At 40.4% G+C, this 15,886-nt stretch carries 12 protein-coding genes and 3 pseudogenes; 5 read left to right on the top strand and 10 right to left on the bottom strand.

Annotated features, from left to right (window positions below):
• Window position 1: 1 nt before the first annotated feature.
• The 6 genes and pseudogenes from BACCOP_RS10295 to BACCOP_RS10270 form a co-directional block, all read right to left on the bottom strand.
• Window positions 2-868 carry a DUF3737 family protein gene (locus BACCOP_RS10295; protein ID WP_007568920.1) on the bottom strand — a complete coding sequence of 289 codons (867 nt, stop codon included), beginning with the start codon at window positions 866-868 and terminating at the stop codon, window positions 2-4.
• Window positions 869-881: 13 nt separating this feature from the next.
• Window positions 882-1,388, bottom strand: a complete 507-nt coding sequence (locus tag BACCOP_RS10290) for a cyclophilin-like fold protein (RefSeq protein WP_007568918.1) — start codon at window positions 1,386-1,388, stop codon at window positions 882-884.
• Window positions 1,389-1,434: 46 nt separating this feature from the next.
• The gene (locus BACCOP_RS10285; RefSeq protein WP_235776961.1) at window positions 1,435-1,941 is read right to left on the bottom strand and encodes a cyclophilin-like fold protein; all 507 of its coding nucleotides are present in this window, start codon (window positions 1,939-1,941) and stop codon (window positions 1,435-1,437) included.
• Between the two features lie 4 nt (window positions 1,942-1,945).
• Entirely contained in the window at window positions 1,946-3,307 is a 1,362-nt protein-coding gene (locus tag BACCOP_RS10280) for an MATE family efflux transporter (protein WP_007568913.1), read from the bottom strand.
• Window positions 3,308-3,414: 107 nt separating this feature from the next.
• Window positions 3,415-4,394: pseudogene (locus BACCOP_RS10275) on the bottom strand (alpha/beta hydrolase).
• A gap of 60 nt (window positions 4,395-4,454) precedes the next feature.
• A complete protein-coding gene (locus BACCOP_RS10270; RefSeq protein WP_007568907.1) occupies window positions 4,455-4,994 on the bottom strand; it encodes a flavodoxin family protein in 540 nt (179 codons plus the stop codon).
• A 240-nt stretch (window positions 4,995-5,234) separates the two neighbouring features.
• Between BACCOP_RS10270 and BACCOP_RS10265 the strand changes: the two genes are divergently transcribed.
• From BACCOP_RS10265 to glmS, 3 genes are all read left to right on the top strand, one after another.
• A complete protein-coding gene (locus BACCOP_RS10265; protein WP_007568905.1) occupies window positions 5,235-6,143 on the top strand; it encodes a helix-turn-helix domain-containing protein in 909 nt (302 codons plus the stop codon).
• A 30-nt stretch (window positions 6,144-6,173) separates the two neighbouring features.
• The gene (locus BACCOP_RS10260) at window positions 6,174-7,061 is read left to right on the top strand and encodes a helix-turn-helix domain-containing protein (protein ID WP_007568904.1); all 888 of its coding nucleotides are present in this window, start codon (window positions 6,174-6,176) and stop codon (window positions 7,059-7,061) included.
• A gap of 106 nt (window positions 7,062-7,167) precedes the next feature.
• Window positions 7,168-9,012: a glutamine--fructose-6-phosphate transaminase (isomerizing) gene (gene glmS / locus BACCOP_RS10255; protein ID WP_007568903.1), complete on the top strand. Its 1,845-nt coding sequence runs from the start codon at window positions 7,168-7,170 to the stop codon at window positions 9,010-9,012.
• Between the two features lie 85 nt (window positions 9,013-9,097).
• On the opposite strand, the gene BACCOP_RS10250 is transcribed toward glmS, so the two are convergent.
• From BACCOP_RS10250 to BACCOP_RS10240, 3 genes and pseudogenes are all read right to left on the bottom strand, one after another.
• Complete coding sequence (locus tag BACCOP_RS10250; protein ID WP_007568902.1) at window positions 9,098-10,285, bottom strand: class I SAM-dependent rRNA methyltransferase; 1,188 nt, start codon at window positions 10,283-10,285, stop codon at window positions 9,098-9,100.
• A gap of 14 nt (window positions 10,286-10,299) precedes the next feature.
• Window positions 10,300-10,933 (bottom strand): annotated as a pseudogene (locus BACCOP_RS10245) (3'-5' exonuclease).
• A 26-nt stretch (window positions 10,934-10,959) separates the two neighbouring features.
• Entirely contained in the window at window positions 10,960-11,616 is a 657-nt protein-coding gene (locus tag BACCOP_RS10240) for a DUF5063 domain-containing protein (RefSeq protein ID WP_007568899.1), read from the bottom strand.
• Between the two features lie 131 nt (window positions 11,617-11,747).
• Here BACCOP_RS10240 and BACCOP_RS10235 point away from each other — a divergent pair, with 131 nt between their 5' ends.
• The gene (locus BACCOP_RS10235) at window positions 11,748-14,264 is read left to right on the top strand and encodes an FtsK/SpoIIIE family DNA translocase (RefSeq protein WP_007568898.1); all 2,517 of its coding nucleotides are present in this window, start codon (window positions 11,748-11,750) and stop codon (window positions 14,262-14,264) included.
• Window positions 14,265-14,271: 7 nt separating this feature from the next.
• Window positions 14,272-14,880 carry a LolA-like putative outer membrane lipoprotein chaperone gene (locus BACCOP_RS10230; protein ID WP_040312023.1) on the top strand — a complete coding sequence of 203 codons (609 nt, stop codon included), beginning with the start codon at window positions 14,272-14,274 and terminating at the stop codon, window positions 14,878-14,880.
• 116 nt (window positions 14,881-14,996) lie between these two features.
• Here the strand turns inward: BACCOP_RS10230 and BACCOP_RS19270 are convergent.
• A pseudogene (locus BACCOP_RS19270) lies at window positions 14,997-15,523 on the bottom strand (group II intron maturase-specific domain-containing protein); the annotation flags it as partial.
• Window positions 15,524-15,886: the final 363 nt, after the last annotated feature.

The raw sequence follows: 15,886 nt of genomic DNA, 5'->3' as shown, positions 1-15,886 counted from the left end.
TTTAATCAGAAAAACAAGTAAGTCCATCCCATAATTTCAGCTCACAATCACCTGGTGCTTTAATATGTTCATCAAGAATTATCTGTCCGTAACTTTCGGCAGTAATACATCCCGTACGAGGATTCTTTACACTATGTACTGCACTCTTAATCGTAGCATGCACAGAACTATATTCAAAAGCAAGATCACAATCATCAGCCATTACACAATCCTCCATTATTAACCCGTGAGCATAACAAAGAGGTTGTGTGCCCGAGATTTTACAATTAACCAAGCGCAAATTCTTAGAATGCCAGCCTAAATATTCTCCATTAATTTCAGAATCATACACCGTCACATTTTCTGTATTCCAGAACGCATCTTTCGAATTGATCACTGCATTGTGAATTTCTACATTTCTGCAATACTGAAACGAGTAGTTGCCATTCTGCATATAATCTTTTATGGTAATATTTTCACTATGCATAAAAAGATAATCAGCATTATCCACATGCACATTTTTTAAATTGACATTACGACAATGCCACAACGTTTCCTGAGCATTAGGCAAGTGTACGTTAACCAGCTCCAGTCCATCCATTTCATGGAACATTTTAGGAGCCTCCACTTTTGTATCCGTCATTTTCAAATTTTGCGAATACCAAAGTGCAGCACGTGCTCCTTCAGTAAACAGACAGTTTTTGACAATAAAGCCATTGACGTGCCAAAATGGATATTTTCCCTCAAAACGACAGTTCACTGCAATAATATTACTACATTCTTTTAAAGCAGATTCTCCTGCATGAATTGTTACATTATCAATCTGCAAATCATGAGAAGCAAACAAAGGGCGTTCGCCTCCAAACTCTGTATTTTTTACCTGTTGCATAATTTATCCGTATTTATTGATTAACTATATGAAAGTTTACAGTAACATTACCTTGCCCAAGAATATCTTTCAAACCTGTAGTATGATCAATCCGGCCTAATCTGGTATAACTATAACTGGAAGAAAACGTTTGATAGAAAAGGACAATACAGTTCGAGCCATAAAGCATTAGGTCACCGGTTTGAATAACATCTATCTGGCGACTATCTACCGGTAAACTTTGAGGAAGGTAACAATATTTTTCATTTCCGTTCAATTCAGTCATATCGACAGTAAGAGGCAATAAATCAAGAAATTCACGAACCGTTTCATTATTCTCCAATGTTGCAGTAAACGGAGTTTTATTTATTGTCACAACAATCTGCTTGACCGGAGAACAATCTCCGTCGTCATTATCCTCCGGAACATTTGAAGACGGAGGGGAAATCGTTTCGTCAATATCAGGAATATCATCAGGGGAACAAGCCGTAAAAAACAATAAACCTGCAATCAAGCAATATTTAAAAGATACAATCTTCATCCTATAACTTTCACTTTTCGAATAGAAAACTCACTCGTACAAACAATTATTCTAAAGAAAGAACAACCGTAACATTCCCTTTACCCAAAGCATTTTTAAGCTCATCTTGAGTAACATTGATTATTTTACCCAATCGAGTCAAAGAGTAGCTATTACGATCATAATAAATAACCATATAATGTCCCTGATATAAAATCAAGTCTCCAGAATCAGTTTGAATCCACTCATCATTTCTCGGCAGTCTAACCCCTAATGTTCCTACCTTTTCCATATGGGCATAATCACTCATCTCTACTGTTACATTGCATTTCGCCAATAATTCTTTCAAAGCCATTGCAGAAGAATTATTCTCCAACACAGCAACAAAAACTTTACTGCCAATATGCAGCTTAATTGTATCACGTTCCATTGTCTTACTTTTATTACAAATTTTATCTTTATTAAATTGGATTGGGGCTTTGCCTAGATTATTGCCATACGATGTAACTGCAACAAATAACAAGACAGCTATCACAGACATAAATAATCTTCCCGATAATAAGCAATATCTCATAGCATCAGGTAATTTTTATCCATTTTCCTTTTTCTAACCTTATCAAGAATATCATTCCTCTGAAACAAAGCTCAATACACATAGCCAGCCAAACGCCCTTCAACCCCATCGAAGGAGCAAGACATGAAGCCAAACTAAGACGTACAGCCCATATACTGACAAAGTTCATTATGCTCGGCATGAGTGTATCTCCCGTACCGATAAAAACTCCATAAGCAACAATTGCCGCAGCAAACATAGGCTCTGCAAATGCCTCAATACGCAAAGCCATCACACCTAATGAAAGTATCTCTGCATCAGGTGTCATTGCCCCGATTATTAAAGGAGCAGCCCAATACATGACACCACCCATCACTCCCATTACCAACATACCAGTTGCTACTGTTATCCGGGCAAAAGATCGGGTTAAATCTTTTCTTCCCGCTCCCAGACTTTGCCCGATCAATGTCGTCGCAGCATCAGCAATACCATACCCCGGCATATAACATAAGCTTTCTGCGGTTATTGCAAAAGAATTTGCAGCTATAGCAAAGATTCCCAATGGAGCAACAATAACAGTTGTCAAGATCTGTGCTCCGCAAATAACAATATGCTCTACACACATGGGAACTCCTATTTTGAACGATTTTATTAATACTTTCGAAGTCAAAAAGAAACTTCCAGGTCTGCCCACCAGAGCTAACTCTTTCGAACAACGACAGAGATACCAAGTCATCATAATGGCAACCAACATCTCAACCAGTCCTGTACCCAAAGCAGCACCTTCAACTCCTAGTCCCGCTCCAGGAACAAAAACAGATATATTACCTATCTCTAACTCCCGGGAAGGATATATCAGAAAAAAATTAAAGACAACATCCATTATACACATCAGAACATTCAGCATGCTAGGCACATGCATGTTGCCACTACATCTTAACATACCTCCCGCTAAAAAATTAAGCTGAAGGACCGGCAGAAATAAAATAAATATCAGGAAATAAGAAGAAGCATCATACTGAATAGCAACATCACCTCCCAGCCATGCAGGAAGAGGAGTGCTAACCAGTACACCAATTACAGTCAGCAGCAAGCTGAATATCGTAGTCGCAACAAAAGACTGCCGAAGGACAGCACGTGCCTGACCAAATTCTTTCGCTCCGATATGATGTGCTACCTGCACAGAAAAGCCCGTAGCAGAAGCAACACATACTCCCCAGAACAACCAGGTAGAAGTAGAAACCAAACCGATAGAAGCAGAAGCCTCCGCTCCCAGACTACCAACCATTGAAGCATCAATATATTGCATAACAATATATGAAATCTGAGCTACAACTGCCGGAATACTCAAACGTATGGTAAGTTCCAGTTGCTGCTTAAATGTCACATGCTCTCCCCTGCGAATAAGTGAAAGAGAGCTTCAGCCTTATTGGTTTGGTTTCTCATTTCCTGACACAATTATTACTTATATCTAAAATTGGCCGTATAGCAGTCTTATTTCAGATAGGTATAGAAAAACCGTTCTATCTTATCGAATGGAATAACTCCTGCCTGATTATCATATAAATCTACATGACTTGCACCTGGAATAATCAGTAGTTCCTTATTATCCCCTTTTAACTTCTTAAAGGCATCTTCACTAAAATAACGGGAATGTGCCTTTTCACCGTGAATCATTAACACAGCACTTCGAATTTCATCACTATATGTCAGCAACGGTGTATTGATAAATGAAAGGGACGAAGTAACATTCCATCCGTTATTCGAGTTCAGAGAACGTTTATGATAACCACGCTTTGTTTTATAATAATCATAGTAATCTTTCACAAACTGAGGAGCATCCTCTGGTAGCGGATCCACTACCCCTCCAACCAGTGCATATGAACCATTCCGTGCATCTATAGTCCGCTGGGCATTCAACTTCTTGCGAAGTTCATAACGTGCATCTGCATCCATCGCATCAAAATATCCATTAGCATTTACACGACTCATATCATACATAGTAACAGTGACAGTTGCTTTTATACGAGTATCGATAGCAGCCGCATTAAGAGCCATGCCACCCCATCCACAGATACCGATAACACCAATGCGCTCTGGATCTACATCTTCACGAATTGAAAGAAAATCTACAGCAGCAGAAAAATCCTCCGTATTAATGTCGGGAGAGGCAACATAGCGAGGTTCACCACTGCTTTCACCCGTATAGGAAGGATCGAAAGCAATAGCCAGGAATCCACGTTCAGCCATTGTTTGCGCATAAAGCCCTGATGACTGTTCTTTGACTGCCCAAAAGGACCACTCACTGCAATAGCCGGAAGTTTCCCTTCAGCCTGCTTAGGCTTATACAAATCGGCAGCCAACGTAATTCCAAAACGGTTTTTAAAACGGACACTTTCTACTGTTACCTTGTCACTTACAGGAAAAGTCCTATCACTATCCTGTGCATAAAGTATATTCATAAGCGTTGACATAAAAAATACGATTAAAAAACTCTTTATCTTCATAATATCTCAAAAACAATTCCATTATTATCAAACTTTCTTACCCATCTCATAAGCTTCTGTCAATACAGGCTTATCTTTTATTTCTCCTACATGCCAGACTCCTCCACCGAATACTGTTCCTTTTATTATAGGATTCTCAAGACAATCGAGGAAACCACAGAAATTGTCTACAACGCGTTTCATAATTGTTTCATCTTCTTCCGCTGCTGTCGCTATAAAATAAAATTCTTTGTTTTTCATTTCTGTATAAGGACCGCAGCAACGATCTATCAGTGTTTTCATCTGTGCACTCATTGCATAGAAATAGACAGGAGTTGCCATAACAATGACATCAGCCTCCAGCATCTTTCCGATAACCTCAGCCGCATCATCTTTTTGTGGACACGGTTTTTTATGCAGGCTACAGACGCTGCATCCAAGACAAGGGTGAATCGTCTTATCACGCAAGAAAATCTTTTCTACATGATTTCCACTTTCTACTGCTCCACGCATAAACTCATCACAAAGCGTATCGGAATTACCTCCACGACGTGGACTAGATGATAAAATCAAAACCTTTTTAGCCATATTTAATATTGTATATCAGTTAGTATAAATTATCGACAATGCAAATTTCGCAAGAATACATAAGCATCTGTGTAGACAAATTACGGATGTTATAACCTCAATTACAGATTCAAAAACAGGGTTCAATATTATCTATCGCTTCAAAAAACCGTAACTTCGGTTATACAATCAGTAATTATGGTTGTAGGGATATATGAGATTTCGCTTAATTTTGTATTCAGATAAAAATCAACTCTGCATATGGACAAGATACTTAATTTAAATAATGTGGACTTATATAACCAGATATACGGACTTGAAACATTACATCCGCTGGTAACAGTCATCGACCTGAATAAAGCCACCCGGCAAATGACCTATACGCATTGGAATTACGGTGTTTATGCGCTATATCTGAAATTAGAAAAAGCCTGTGACATTAAGTACGGACGTCAAACTTACGATTATCAGGAAGGGACTGTAGTATGTTTCGCCCCCGGACAAACAACCGAAACCACACTGACAACAGACCGCGTACAACTGAATGTACTGGGAATACTTTTCCACCCCGATTTATTACATGGTACGAGTTTAGGAAAAACAATTAAAAAATACACTTTCTTCTCATATGAAGTCAACGAGGCCTTGCATCTGTCGGCCGAAGAAAGAAGTATTATCGAAGAGTTATTAAAGATTATACGCATGGAGCTGGAGCACGGCATAGACAAGCATAGTAAAACTTTATTAGTAAACCACATCGAATTACTGTTAAATTACTGCATGCGCTTCTATGAACGACAGTTTACGACACGCAGCAAAGCAAACAGTGATGTCCTGACACGGTTTGAAAATCTCCTTAACGAATATTTTGAAGGGCCTCAGGCCGAACAGGACGGGTTGCCGACTGTAAAATACTTTGCCGACAAACTATATCTTTCCTCTAACTATTTTGGTGATATGCTAAAAAAAGAAACAGGAAAAAGTCCACAGGAATATATTCAGGAAAAAATCATAGAACTGGCAAAGGAACGGATCTCAGCTACAGAAAATACAGTCAGCCAGATTGCATATTCTTTGGGCTTCCAGTACCCACAACACCTATGCCGGTTATTCAAGAAACGAGTAGGCTGTACCCCCAATGAATATCGTACACAAAACAACCAACAATAAACAACTTCCACAGATAAGGACAAAAAGAATATGTTAGATTTCAAAACTGTGTACGAATGCAACTGTTGCCTTGGCTGCAAGACATTACACCCTCAGGTAAGCATTATCAATCTGGAAAGCCCCAACCTGGAACAAGACGCTGTAAAATTCGAGTTTTACGCAATCTTGCTGATAGAAGAATGTCCTGACTCCTGCTACTGTTGCGGGCGTAAATATTACGATTATTCGAATGCAACAATGGTGTTTCTCACTCCCGGTGAAATATTCCGGATGAGTGAGAATAATACCTTGCCCAATAAAGGATATCTGCTAGCATTTCATCCTGATCTACTTTTCCGAACCTCATTGAATAATCATATAAAAAATTATACTTTTTTTTCGTACAAGAAAGAAGAAGCATTACACTTGTCCCAACGGGAAACAGCCAAAATAACATGTTGCCTGGAAAACATTGAAGACGAGCTGCATCACCCCATTGATACACATAGTAGTACAATACTTTCACGCCACATCGAATTATTACTCGATTATTGTACACGTTATTATGAGCGCCAGTTTATTACCCGAGAAAACAAGAATAAAACACTCCTGGACAAAATGGAAAAACTTCTCGAGCACCATATTGCATCGGGACAACTCCAAGATGGAATAATGCCTGATCCGAAAATACTCAGTGAAGAACTGGGACTATCACCTGCATACTTTGAAGATTTATTAAAATTTGAAACGGGCAAAACACTTGAAGAATATTTTCAATTAAAGCGTTTGGAAACTGCTAAAAGGATGTTGCTTCAAAAAGATTGTATGCCAACTATTATAGCCAAGCAACTAGGATATCCCAGCGTGCAATATTTCAGTTTAATCTTTAAAAAAATAACTGGATTTTCTCCAAGCGAATATCGCTATTCACACAACTGATAAGTAATAAAATAATTTTTTTATCCGCACATACATTGCATTTTATCAACTGTTTTGTATTTTCGCATAAACAAATAACAATACAACAAACGAAATACAAATATATATGTGTGGAATAGTAGGATATATAGGAAGCAAACAAGCTTATCCTATACTTATAAAAGGGCTAAAGCGTCTGGAGTATCGCGGTTACGACAGTGCAGGAGTAGGTCTAATCAGCCATGAATCTAAATTGAACGTGTATAAAGCGAAAGGTAAAGTATCAAATCTGGAAGACACTGCATCACAAAAAGATACTTCGGGGCATACAGGTATAGCCCATACCCGATGGGCAACTCATGGAGAACCTTGCCAGGCTAATGCACATCCCCATTTATCACAGTCAGGTAATCTCGCATTAGTTCACAACGGCATCATAGAAAACTATGCAACTCTGCGTGAACAATTACAAGAAAAAGGATACACATTCAAGAGTTCAACCGATACAGAAGTATTAGTACAACTGATAGATTACTTTCAAACAACTTACGACACTGAGTTGCTAGAAGCTACACAAATGGCATTACACAAGGTTGTCGGAGCCTATGCTATCGCCGTATTAGACCGCAGACATCCCGGACAAATCATAGCAGCTCGCAAAAGTAGTCCATTAGTTATCGGAGTAGGTACAGACGAATTCTTTTTAGCATCCGATGCAACCCCGATTGTTGAATATACAGACAAAGTAGTTTATCTGCAAGACGGAGAAATCGCTATCCTAGAAAACGGAAAGCCACTCAAGTTAGTAAACCTCGACAATGAAACACAACCTGCCGAAATCAAGAAAGTAGATATGAATATCGGTCAGCTGGAAAAAGGAGGATTTCCTCACTTTATGCTGAAAGAAATATTCGAGCAACCGGAGTGTATTAACGACTGTATGCGCGGACGAATAAACGGTACACTACATGAAGTCACACTATCTGCTGTAAACGATTATAAAGAGCAGTTACTCAATGCCCAACGTTTTGTCATTGTAGCATGTGGTACATCATGGCATGCCGGTTTAATAGGTAAACAGCTGATAGAAACATTTTGCCGTATCCCTGTTGAAGTAGAATATGCTTCAGAGTTTCGCTACCGAAATCCGGTGCTTACGAATCGTGATGTCGTAATAGCAATCTCTCAATCAGGAGAAACAGCCGACACTCTTGCTGCCGTAGAATTGGCAAAATCTCAGGGAGCATTCGTATATGGTATCTGTAACGCCGTCGGTTCATCCATTCCCCGCATCACCGACTCAGGCTCTTACATACATGCAGGTCCAGAAATAGGAGTTGCATCAACTAAAGCCTTTACAGGACAAGTTACCGTATTAACAATGTTTGCATTAACATTAGGAAAAGAAAAAGGAGAAATAAGCACAGCCGATTACAATCGTATTATCGACGAGCTGTTACAAATACCCGAGAAGATAACAGAAGTATTAAAGCAGAATGAAAGCATAGCAAGTTTATCGCGTATATTTACCTATGCCCATAATTTTCTTTATTTAGGTCGTGGTTACAGTTATCCGGTAGCTCTGGAAGGAGCCTTAAAACTAAAAGAAATTTCATACATCCATGCAGAAGGATATCCCGCTGCCGAAATGAAGCATGGCCCCATAGCCTTAGTCGATACAGAGATGCCGGTAGTGGTAATTGCCACTCAGAATGCCATGTATGAAAAGATCGTAAGTAATGTCCAGGAAATAAAAGCCCGGAAAGGACACATTATAGCATTAATCAACAAACAAGATACTATTATCCGCAAGATCGCTGACGAGTGCATTGAAATACCAGAAACATTAGAATGTCTCGAGCCTTTAGTTACTACCATTCCATTACAATTATTAGCTTACCATATAGCGGTATGTAAAGGAAAAGACGTAGACCAGCCACGCAACCTTGCCAAGTCTGTTACAGTAGAGTAAACACACACATAAAAATACCGGATCTTACGAACAGGCATAACCTTTTGTAAGATCCGGTATTTTTTATCAGCACAATGTAATAAACCTACTCTACATAAAGCACCAGTCCTTTCAGATATTCTCCTTCCGGATGATAAATATTTACCGGATGGTCTCCCGGCTGAGTCAACTGATGAAGAATGCGCACACTACGACCACTCTGAGCCGCAGCAGTAAATACTGCATTCCGGAAATTCTCCTTATTGACAACTTGCGAACAAGAGAAGGTAAACAGAATACCTCCCGGACGAATCTTTTCGAAAGCTTTCGCATTCAGTTTCGTATATCCACGCAAAGCATTACGCAAGGCATCACGATGCTTAGCGAAAGCAGGAGGATCCAGAATAATCAGGTCATACTGATCACCCATACGGTCCAGATACTTAAACGCATCTTCCGCATAAGCTTTATGGCGAGCATCCCCAGGGAAATTCAGTTCTACATTCTCGTTTGTCAAGTCAATAGCCTTTGCTGAACTGTCTACCGAATGAACAAGGTTTGCTCCACCTCGCATGGCATAGAAAGAAAAACCTCCAGTATAACAGAACATATTCAAGACATTACGTCCTTTTGCATATCGCTCCAGCAAATGGCGGTTCTCACGCTGATCAACAAAGAAACCCGTTTTCTGTCCTTTCAGCCAGTCTACGTGGAACTTCAGTCCATTTTCCATTGCTACATTTTCAGGACTTCCTCCCTTGATAAACCCATTCTCCGTCGACAACAAATCAGCCTTAAAAGGCAATGTTGTTTCCGACTTATAGTAAATATTTTCAATCACATCTCCCATTACTTCTGACAAAGCATCGGCTATTTCCATGCGATATACATGCATTCCTGCCGAATGTGCCTGCATAACAGCTGTATGATTATAAACATCAATGATCAGTCCCGGCAAATTGTCCCCCTCGCCATGCACCAGACGATACGTATTGTTCTGAGGATTTCCAATCAGTCCTAAAGCAACACGCAAATCTTTCGCTACAGCAAGCTTACGTACCCAAAATTCATGGTCGATCGTTTCCTGCACAAATGACAATACACGCACAGCGATACTTCCAATCTGGAAGTGACCACATGCTATAAATTCTTTTTTCGATGTATACACATCTACAATTTCGCCTTCTTCGGGTTCACCCTCTACACGAGCGATAGCTCCCGAAAACACCCATGGATGAAAACGTTTCAACGATTCTTCCTTACCAGGTTTCAGATATACTTTCTTATACGACACGCTAATATCTTATTTTAATTATTTTCAGTTTCCACTACTTTTACAATCTCATAACCTCCAGTGCTGCGCAAATCATCCAGGTAATTGTATATTTCAACACACGCCCAGGCATCAGTTGCAGCATAAAGTTGCTGAGCTTCCGTCAGGACTTCAGCCTCCCAGTTTGACAGACGCTGCGATTTAGAAATCTTCTTGCCGAACAGCAACGCATAAATTTTCTGCAAGCTTTTTTCCTCTATACCGAAACAAGGAACATAATCTTGCAATTCCACCCAGTTTCCGCTGCGCGGATCTTTTGTATTTCTCTTGCGAAGCATTGCAAAATCATCCTTCAGCGAAAGACCTACTTTCAAGACATCATTTTGCAAGAACTCTTCCAGAAAATCAGGCAAACCCAAACGGTTCAACCGAAACAGGAAACAAGTGTCATGTGTAGATATCTGCAATAAAGCCACCTTATGCGTAGTTTCCCTTTTTAAATGAAGGACGAGTCTCCGTATCTACACCTACAATAGAATGCGTATTCAGATAGCTGATTGCCTTACGCGCCTCAGCCTCCGTATTGACAACGAAGATTCTTCCCTCAAAATTAACCTTTGGCAATGCTGCCACACTCTGCTTTGATATTTTATTTTGTAATACGACCATGCGTTTATTTTTTCCTCTTACAACTCTCATTCCCACCGGTCACCTGATCCATCGTCTTCTCCGGCTTCCAGTCCCTCATATAAATCATCCTCACTGTAACCTTCATCCTCTGCAAAAGGAGAAGACGCATAAGCATCATCTTCAGCCTCTTCATCAGTGTCAGTCTGTTTACTATACCTCACCTCATGCAATGCACGCATTACGTTTACAAGACGCTGCCCCCAGAACTCAGCAAAATGCTCCCGGCAGATTACAAGTGCATCGTTCATTGTCTGATCGAACCCCAACTGATATACACAAATAAAATCCTTCAACGGCTGATATATATCAGCTAAGTTCTCAGAAATATTCTGCTTGATAGGAGTATCACTATAAACCATATCATCCAAAAACACATCCAGATAATCATCTTTCTCTCCCATCAATGCAGCTATTGCACACCGGACACGCTCATAATCTCCTTCGGTTACAAAAGTTTCCGGATCGAATTCGTCTATACGCTCACCCTGAGGCAATAAAGAAGCTTTCAGATAAAGCAAAGGCAAAAGCTTGAGCGCCGTATCAACAAAGGTACGTCTCTTTGTTTCATTCACACGTTCCAGAAAGCCACAAAACTCAGCCGCTACAGTAACAAATTCTACCGTATTTTTATCAAATATAATCGGGGTATTACTTTTTTCCATAATCAAACAAATTACGTGGCAAAGGTACGAAAAAAAATAAATCTCCACAATTTATTATAAGTAGAGGCAGTCGGCGAGTTCAAAAAATATTCGTACATTTGCGTTCAAAATTTGAACATCAGAACAGCATTATGAAGAAAAAAACAGATAACAAACCCAATGTGGGAAAATCGGACATACCCAACAAGGTAATGACCGCGATTAAAGGTGAAACAGTCCATTTCATTATCGGTTTGCTATGCGTCATTTTCGGCGTTTACATGTTATTAGCATTCAGTTCATTCTTCTTTACAGGAGGAAATGACCAAAGTATATTATCCCATCCCAATCCGGGGGAATTGCTGGAAACAGGAAACCGCATACAGAATTATGCCGGAGCAAGAGGAGCCCAGCTGTCACAATTCCTGATAAATGACTGCTTCGGTATTTCGGCATACTTCATCATAGCCTTTTTAATCGTAGCAGGAATGAAATTGATGAAAGCATACGAAATCAATCTATGGAAATGGTTCGTATCATGCACAGCTTTAATGATATGGTTCTCCATTACTTTAGGATTTGCATTTGGAGGAGTTTTAGAAGACTCGTTCCTTTACCCGGGAGGATTACATGGATACAATGTAAGCCAATGGATTTGTTCTCAGGTAGGAGCTTCTGGACTTATTCTTATATTGCTGGTAACAGGAATACTGATTGGCGTATTTTTTACTAAAGGAACAATAGATGTAGTGCGCAAAGCCTTCCGTCCATCTTTGCCCAGACGAAATAAAGAAAAGGACGAAAACAAAGATTCTGAAACGTTGTCTGATAAACAAGAGTCTCCAGCAGAATATCAGGTAAAGAACAATAAAGAAACAAAAAACGAGCCGGTAGAGAATGCTGTTTCGGAGCAGACAGACGAAACTGACACATACGAGGATTCCAAACCTGTAGAGATCGAATTAGAACCAGTAGAGACAACAGCTCCCCTTCAGGTAGAAACAAGTAAACCTATTTCAAATAAAGAAACCACTCCTGCTCCCGTAGAAACAAACAAGGAGGAGGAAGACGAAAACGAATATAGTGAACCAGCATTCGAGATAAACAACGAACGAAAAGAAGAGGATGAAGAATATCGTGGAAACATAAACCAGCCCTATAATCCTCGTCTGGATCTGGAACATTATAAATTTCCGACTTTAGACCTTCTCAATTCCTATGGTGATCACGAACCTACCATCGACATGGAAGAGCAAAATGCCAACAAGAACCGTATCATTCAGGTACTACGCAGTTTTGGCATTGAGATCAGTTCTATTAAAGCAAGCGTAGGTCCGACTATCACTCTATATGAGATAACGCCAGCCGAGGGAGTACGTATTTCGAAAATACGTAACCTGGAAGACGACATAGCCCTTAGCCTTTCTGCCTTGGGAATTCGTATCATTGCTCCAATTCCAGGAAAAGGAACAATTGGTATCGAAGTGCCAAATGCTAATCCACGTATTGTGCCTATGAGTTCCATTCTGGCAAGCAAGAAATTTCAGGAAACAACATTCGATTTGCCTGTTGCTTTAGGTAAAACTATCACAAACGAGGTGTTTATGGTCGACCTTACTAAAGCCCCACACATGCTGGTAGCCGGTGCAACCGGACAAGGAAAATCTGTAGGACTAAACGCTATCGTTACATCGCTGCTTTACAAGAAGCACCCCAGTGAACTGAAGTTTGTCATCATCGACCCGAAAAAAGTAGAATTTGCCATCTATGCTCCAATCGAAAAACATTTTCTGGCCAAACTGCCTGATGCGTCCGATGCTATCATCACCGATGTATCAAAAGTAGTACAGACATTAAATTCACTCTGTGTTGAGATGGATACTCGTTACGACTTATTGCGAAAAGCTGGTTGCCGTAACATTAAAGAGTACAATGCCAAGTTTACCAGCCGACAGCTGAATCCGGAAAACGGACATCGTTTTATGCCTTACATCGTCATTATCATCGATGAGTTTGGTGATTTGATCATGACTGCCGGTAAAGAAGTTGAATTGCCTATTTGCCGAATTGCCCAGCTGGCACGTGCTGTAGGAATACATGCCATTATTGCGACACAGCGTCCTACGACCAACATTATTACCGGTACGATAAAGGCCAACTTCCCTGCCCGTGTAGCTTTCCGCGTTGCTTCTATGATGGACTCACGTACCATTCTCGACCGCCCGGGAGCACAGCAACTGATTGGAAAAGGTGACATGCTTTATTTACAGGGAAATGATCCTGTACGTGTACAATGTGCATTTGTCGATACCCCAGAAGTAGAGAAAATAGCCGAATACATCAGTCACCAGCAAGGATATCCTACAGCTTTCATCTTGCCTGAATATGTTGATGAAAATGCAGAAAGCAGTAGTGCAGCAGATGTTGACATGAACAGACTCGACCCGTTGTTTGAAGAAGCTGCCCGTCTGGTAATCTACCATCAGCAAGGTTCAACATCTCTGATCCAGCGTAAATTTTCTATCGGATATAACCGTGCTGGAAGAATTATGGACCAGCTGGAACGTGCTGGTATAGTAGGTCCGGCAAACGGCAGTAAGGCGCGTGACGTGCTTTGCATGGACGAAAACGATTTGGATATGCGTCTGAATAACTTAAAAAACCAATAACATGAAAATGAAACGATTTACCTTTTTTATACTGATGCTTGCAGCAACCGTACACACTGTGTTCGGACAACGTGAAGCTAAAGCTCAGGCCATATTGGACAAGACAGCAGCAGCCTACCAAAAAGCAGGAGGCATAGCCATCACTTTTGGAGGGACACAGCAAGGAACGCTATTATTGAAAGAATCTTGTTTCTACCTTGATTGTGCCGGCATAAAAAGCTGGTTCGATGGAAAAACACAGTGGAGCTATGCACAGCAAAACGATGAAGTAACACTGTCAACTCCCAGTCCTGAAGAAATACAAAGTGTCAATCCATATGCATTGATCACTTCATACAAAACAAAGTTCAATTACCGTTATATTGGCTCAAAAAACCGTAACGGAAAGCAAGGACAGGAAGTTCTTCTCACTCCACGTCAGACTGGAGATATCAAATCGATTACTCTCACAGTTTCGGCAGCGTACGAACCTTTGTATATCGGCCTCAGTCTCTCCAATGGAGAAACTCAGGAGTTTAATATTACCTCATATCAAACAAACCGTAATTTGAGTATCTCCGACTTCCGTTTCGACAAGAAAAAATATCCAAATGCAGAAGTCATCGACCTGCGATAAACATTCACACTAGCAATCGAGTAGGAGGTAAACATTAATCATAGGTGTTTATCTCCTATTTTCATGTTCACCGACCTCTCACACCACCGTACGTGCCGTTCGGCATACGGCGGTTCCTATTTTGGGTACCATTCGAGATACGAGCCCATTAAGGTAGGATATCCTGCTTTTCGCAGGCTATCATTATTTATCGCCACTTTCAATATAGGACTGTCAGCGATACGCCAATAACCTTTGCGAGTGTTACCCCATTCACATGCCTTATATTTTTCTATACCGCATTTAATGAGGTTCCCCACCTTGGTCTTGGGTTTCTTCCAAGCTTTCCATATACACCTACGTATTCTACGTCTTAACCACTCATCTGTGTCAAGAAGACAGCGTTTCATATCGGCAAGGTGATAGTATCCAATCCACCCACGTATGTAATCTTTCAGCTTCTGTTTCCTCTTGACGTATCCCCATCCCTTGCTACGATTAGTCAGCTCTTTGAGGCTCAATTTCTTCTTTGCTTTGGATTTAGGGTGTACTGTAAGGTGATATTTGCCTTTCATTACATAAAAGGAATAACCGAGATACTTTACTCCTTGAACTTACATATTACAGTCTTTTCCTTGATGACTTTAAGATATAGAGTTCCATCCATAAACGGGTATGGACTCTTTGGATTCTTCTTGCTGCCCTTTTTGGACTTGGGAGTAGCATGATTATCTGATAACTCTCGACCGAAGTCCTCTGCGTTCGAGTTCTAGCCAGCTCTTGAAAATAATCTACTTAACAAGGAATTAATGGTCCTCCTTGAGGAGTACTTCTCGCTCTTTCAAAAAATATTGTCCTACCCGCGCAGAAGAAATTGGGTATCACATGTCACTCTGCGCCTTTTCTTCCGGTAAAAATTCCATAGCTGCTAGGCTCCGATCTCCACACCCTTTATGTCCGTCTCATCACCCGAAGACGAACGATTACACTGGCCTTTACCCGTGAAAGCACCCCTCCTCGAAGAAAC

The sequence above is a fragment of the Phocaeicola coprocola DSM 17136 genome, assembly GCF_000154845.1.
Taxonomy (GTDB): domain Bacteria; phylum Bacteroidota; class Bacteroidia; order Bacteroidales; family Bacteroidaceae; genus Phocaeicola; species Phocaeicola coprocola.
This window is presented reverse-complemented; position numbering and strand designations above follow the sequence as displayed.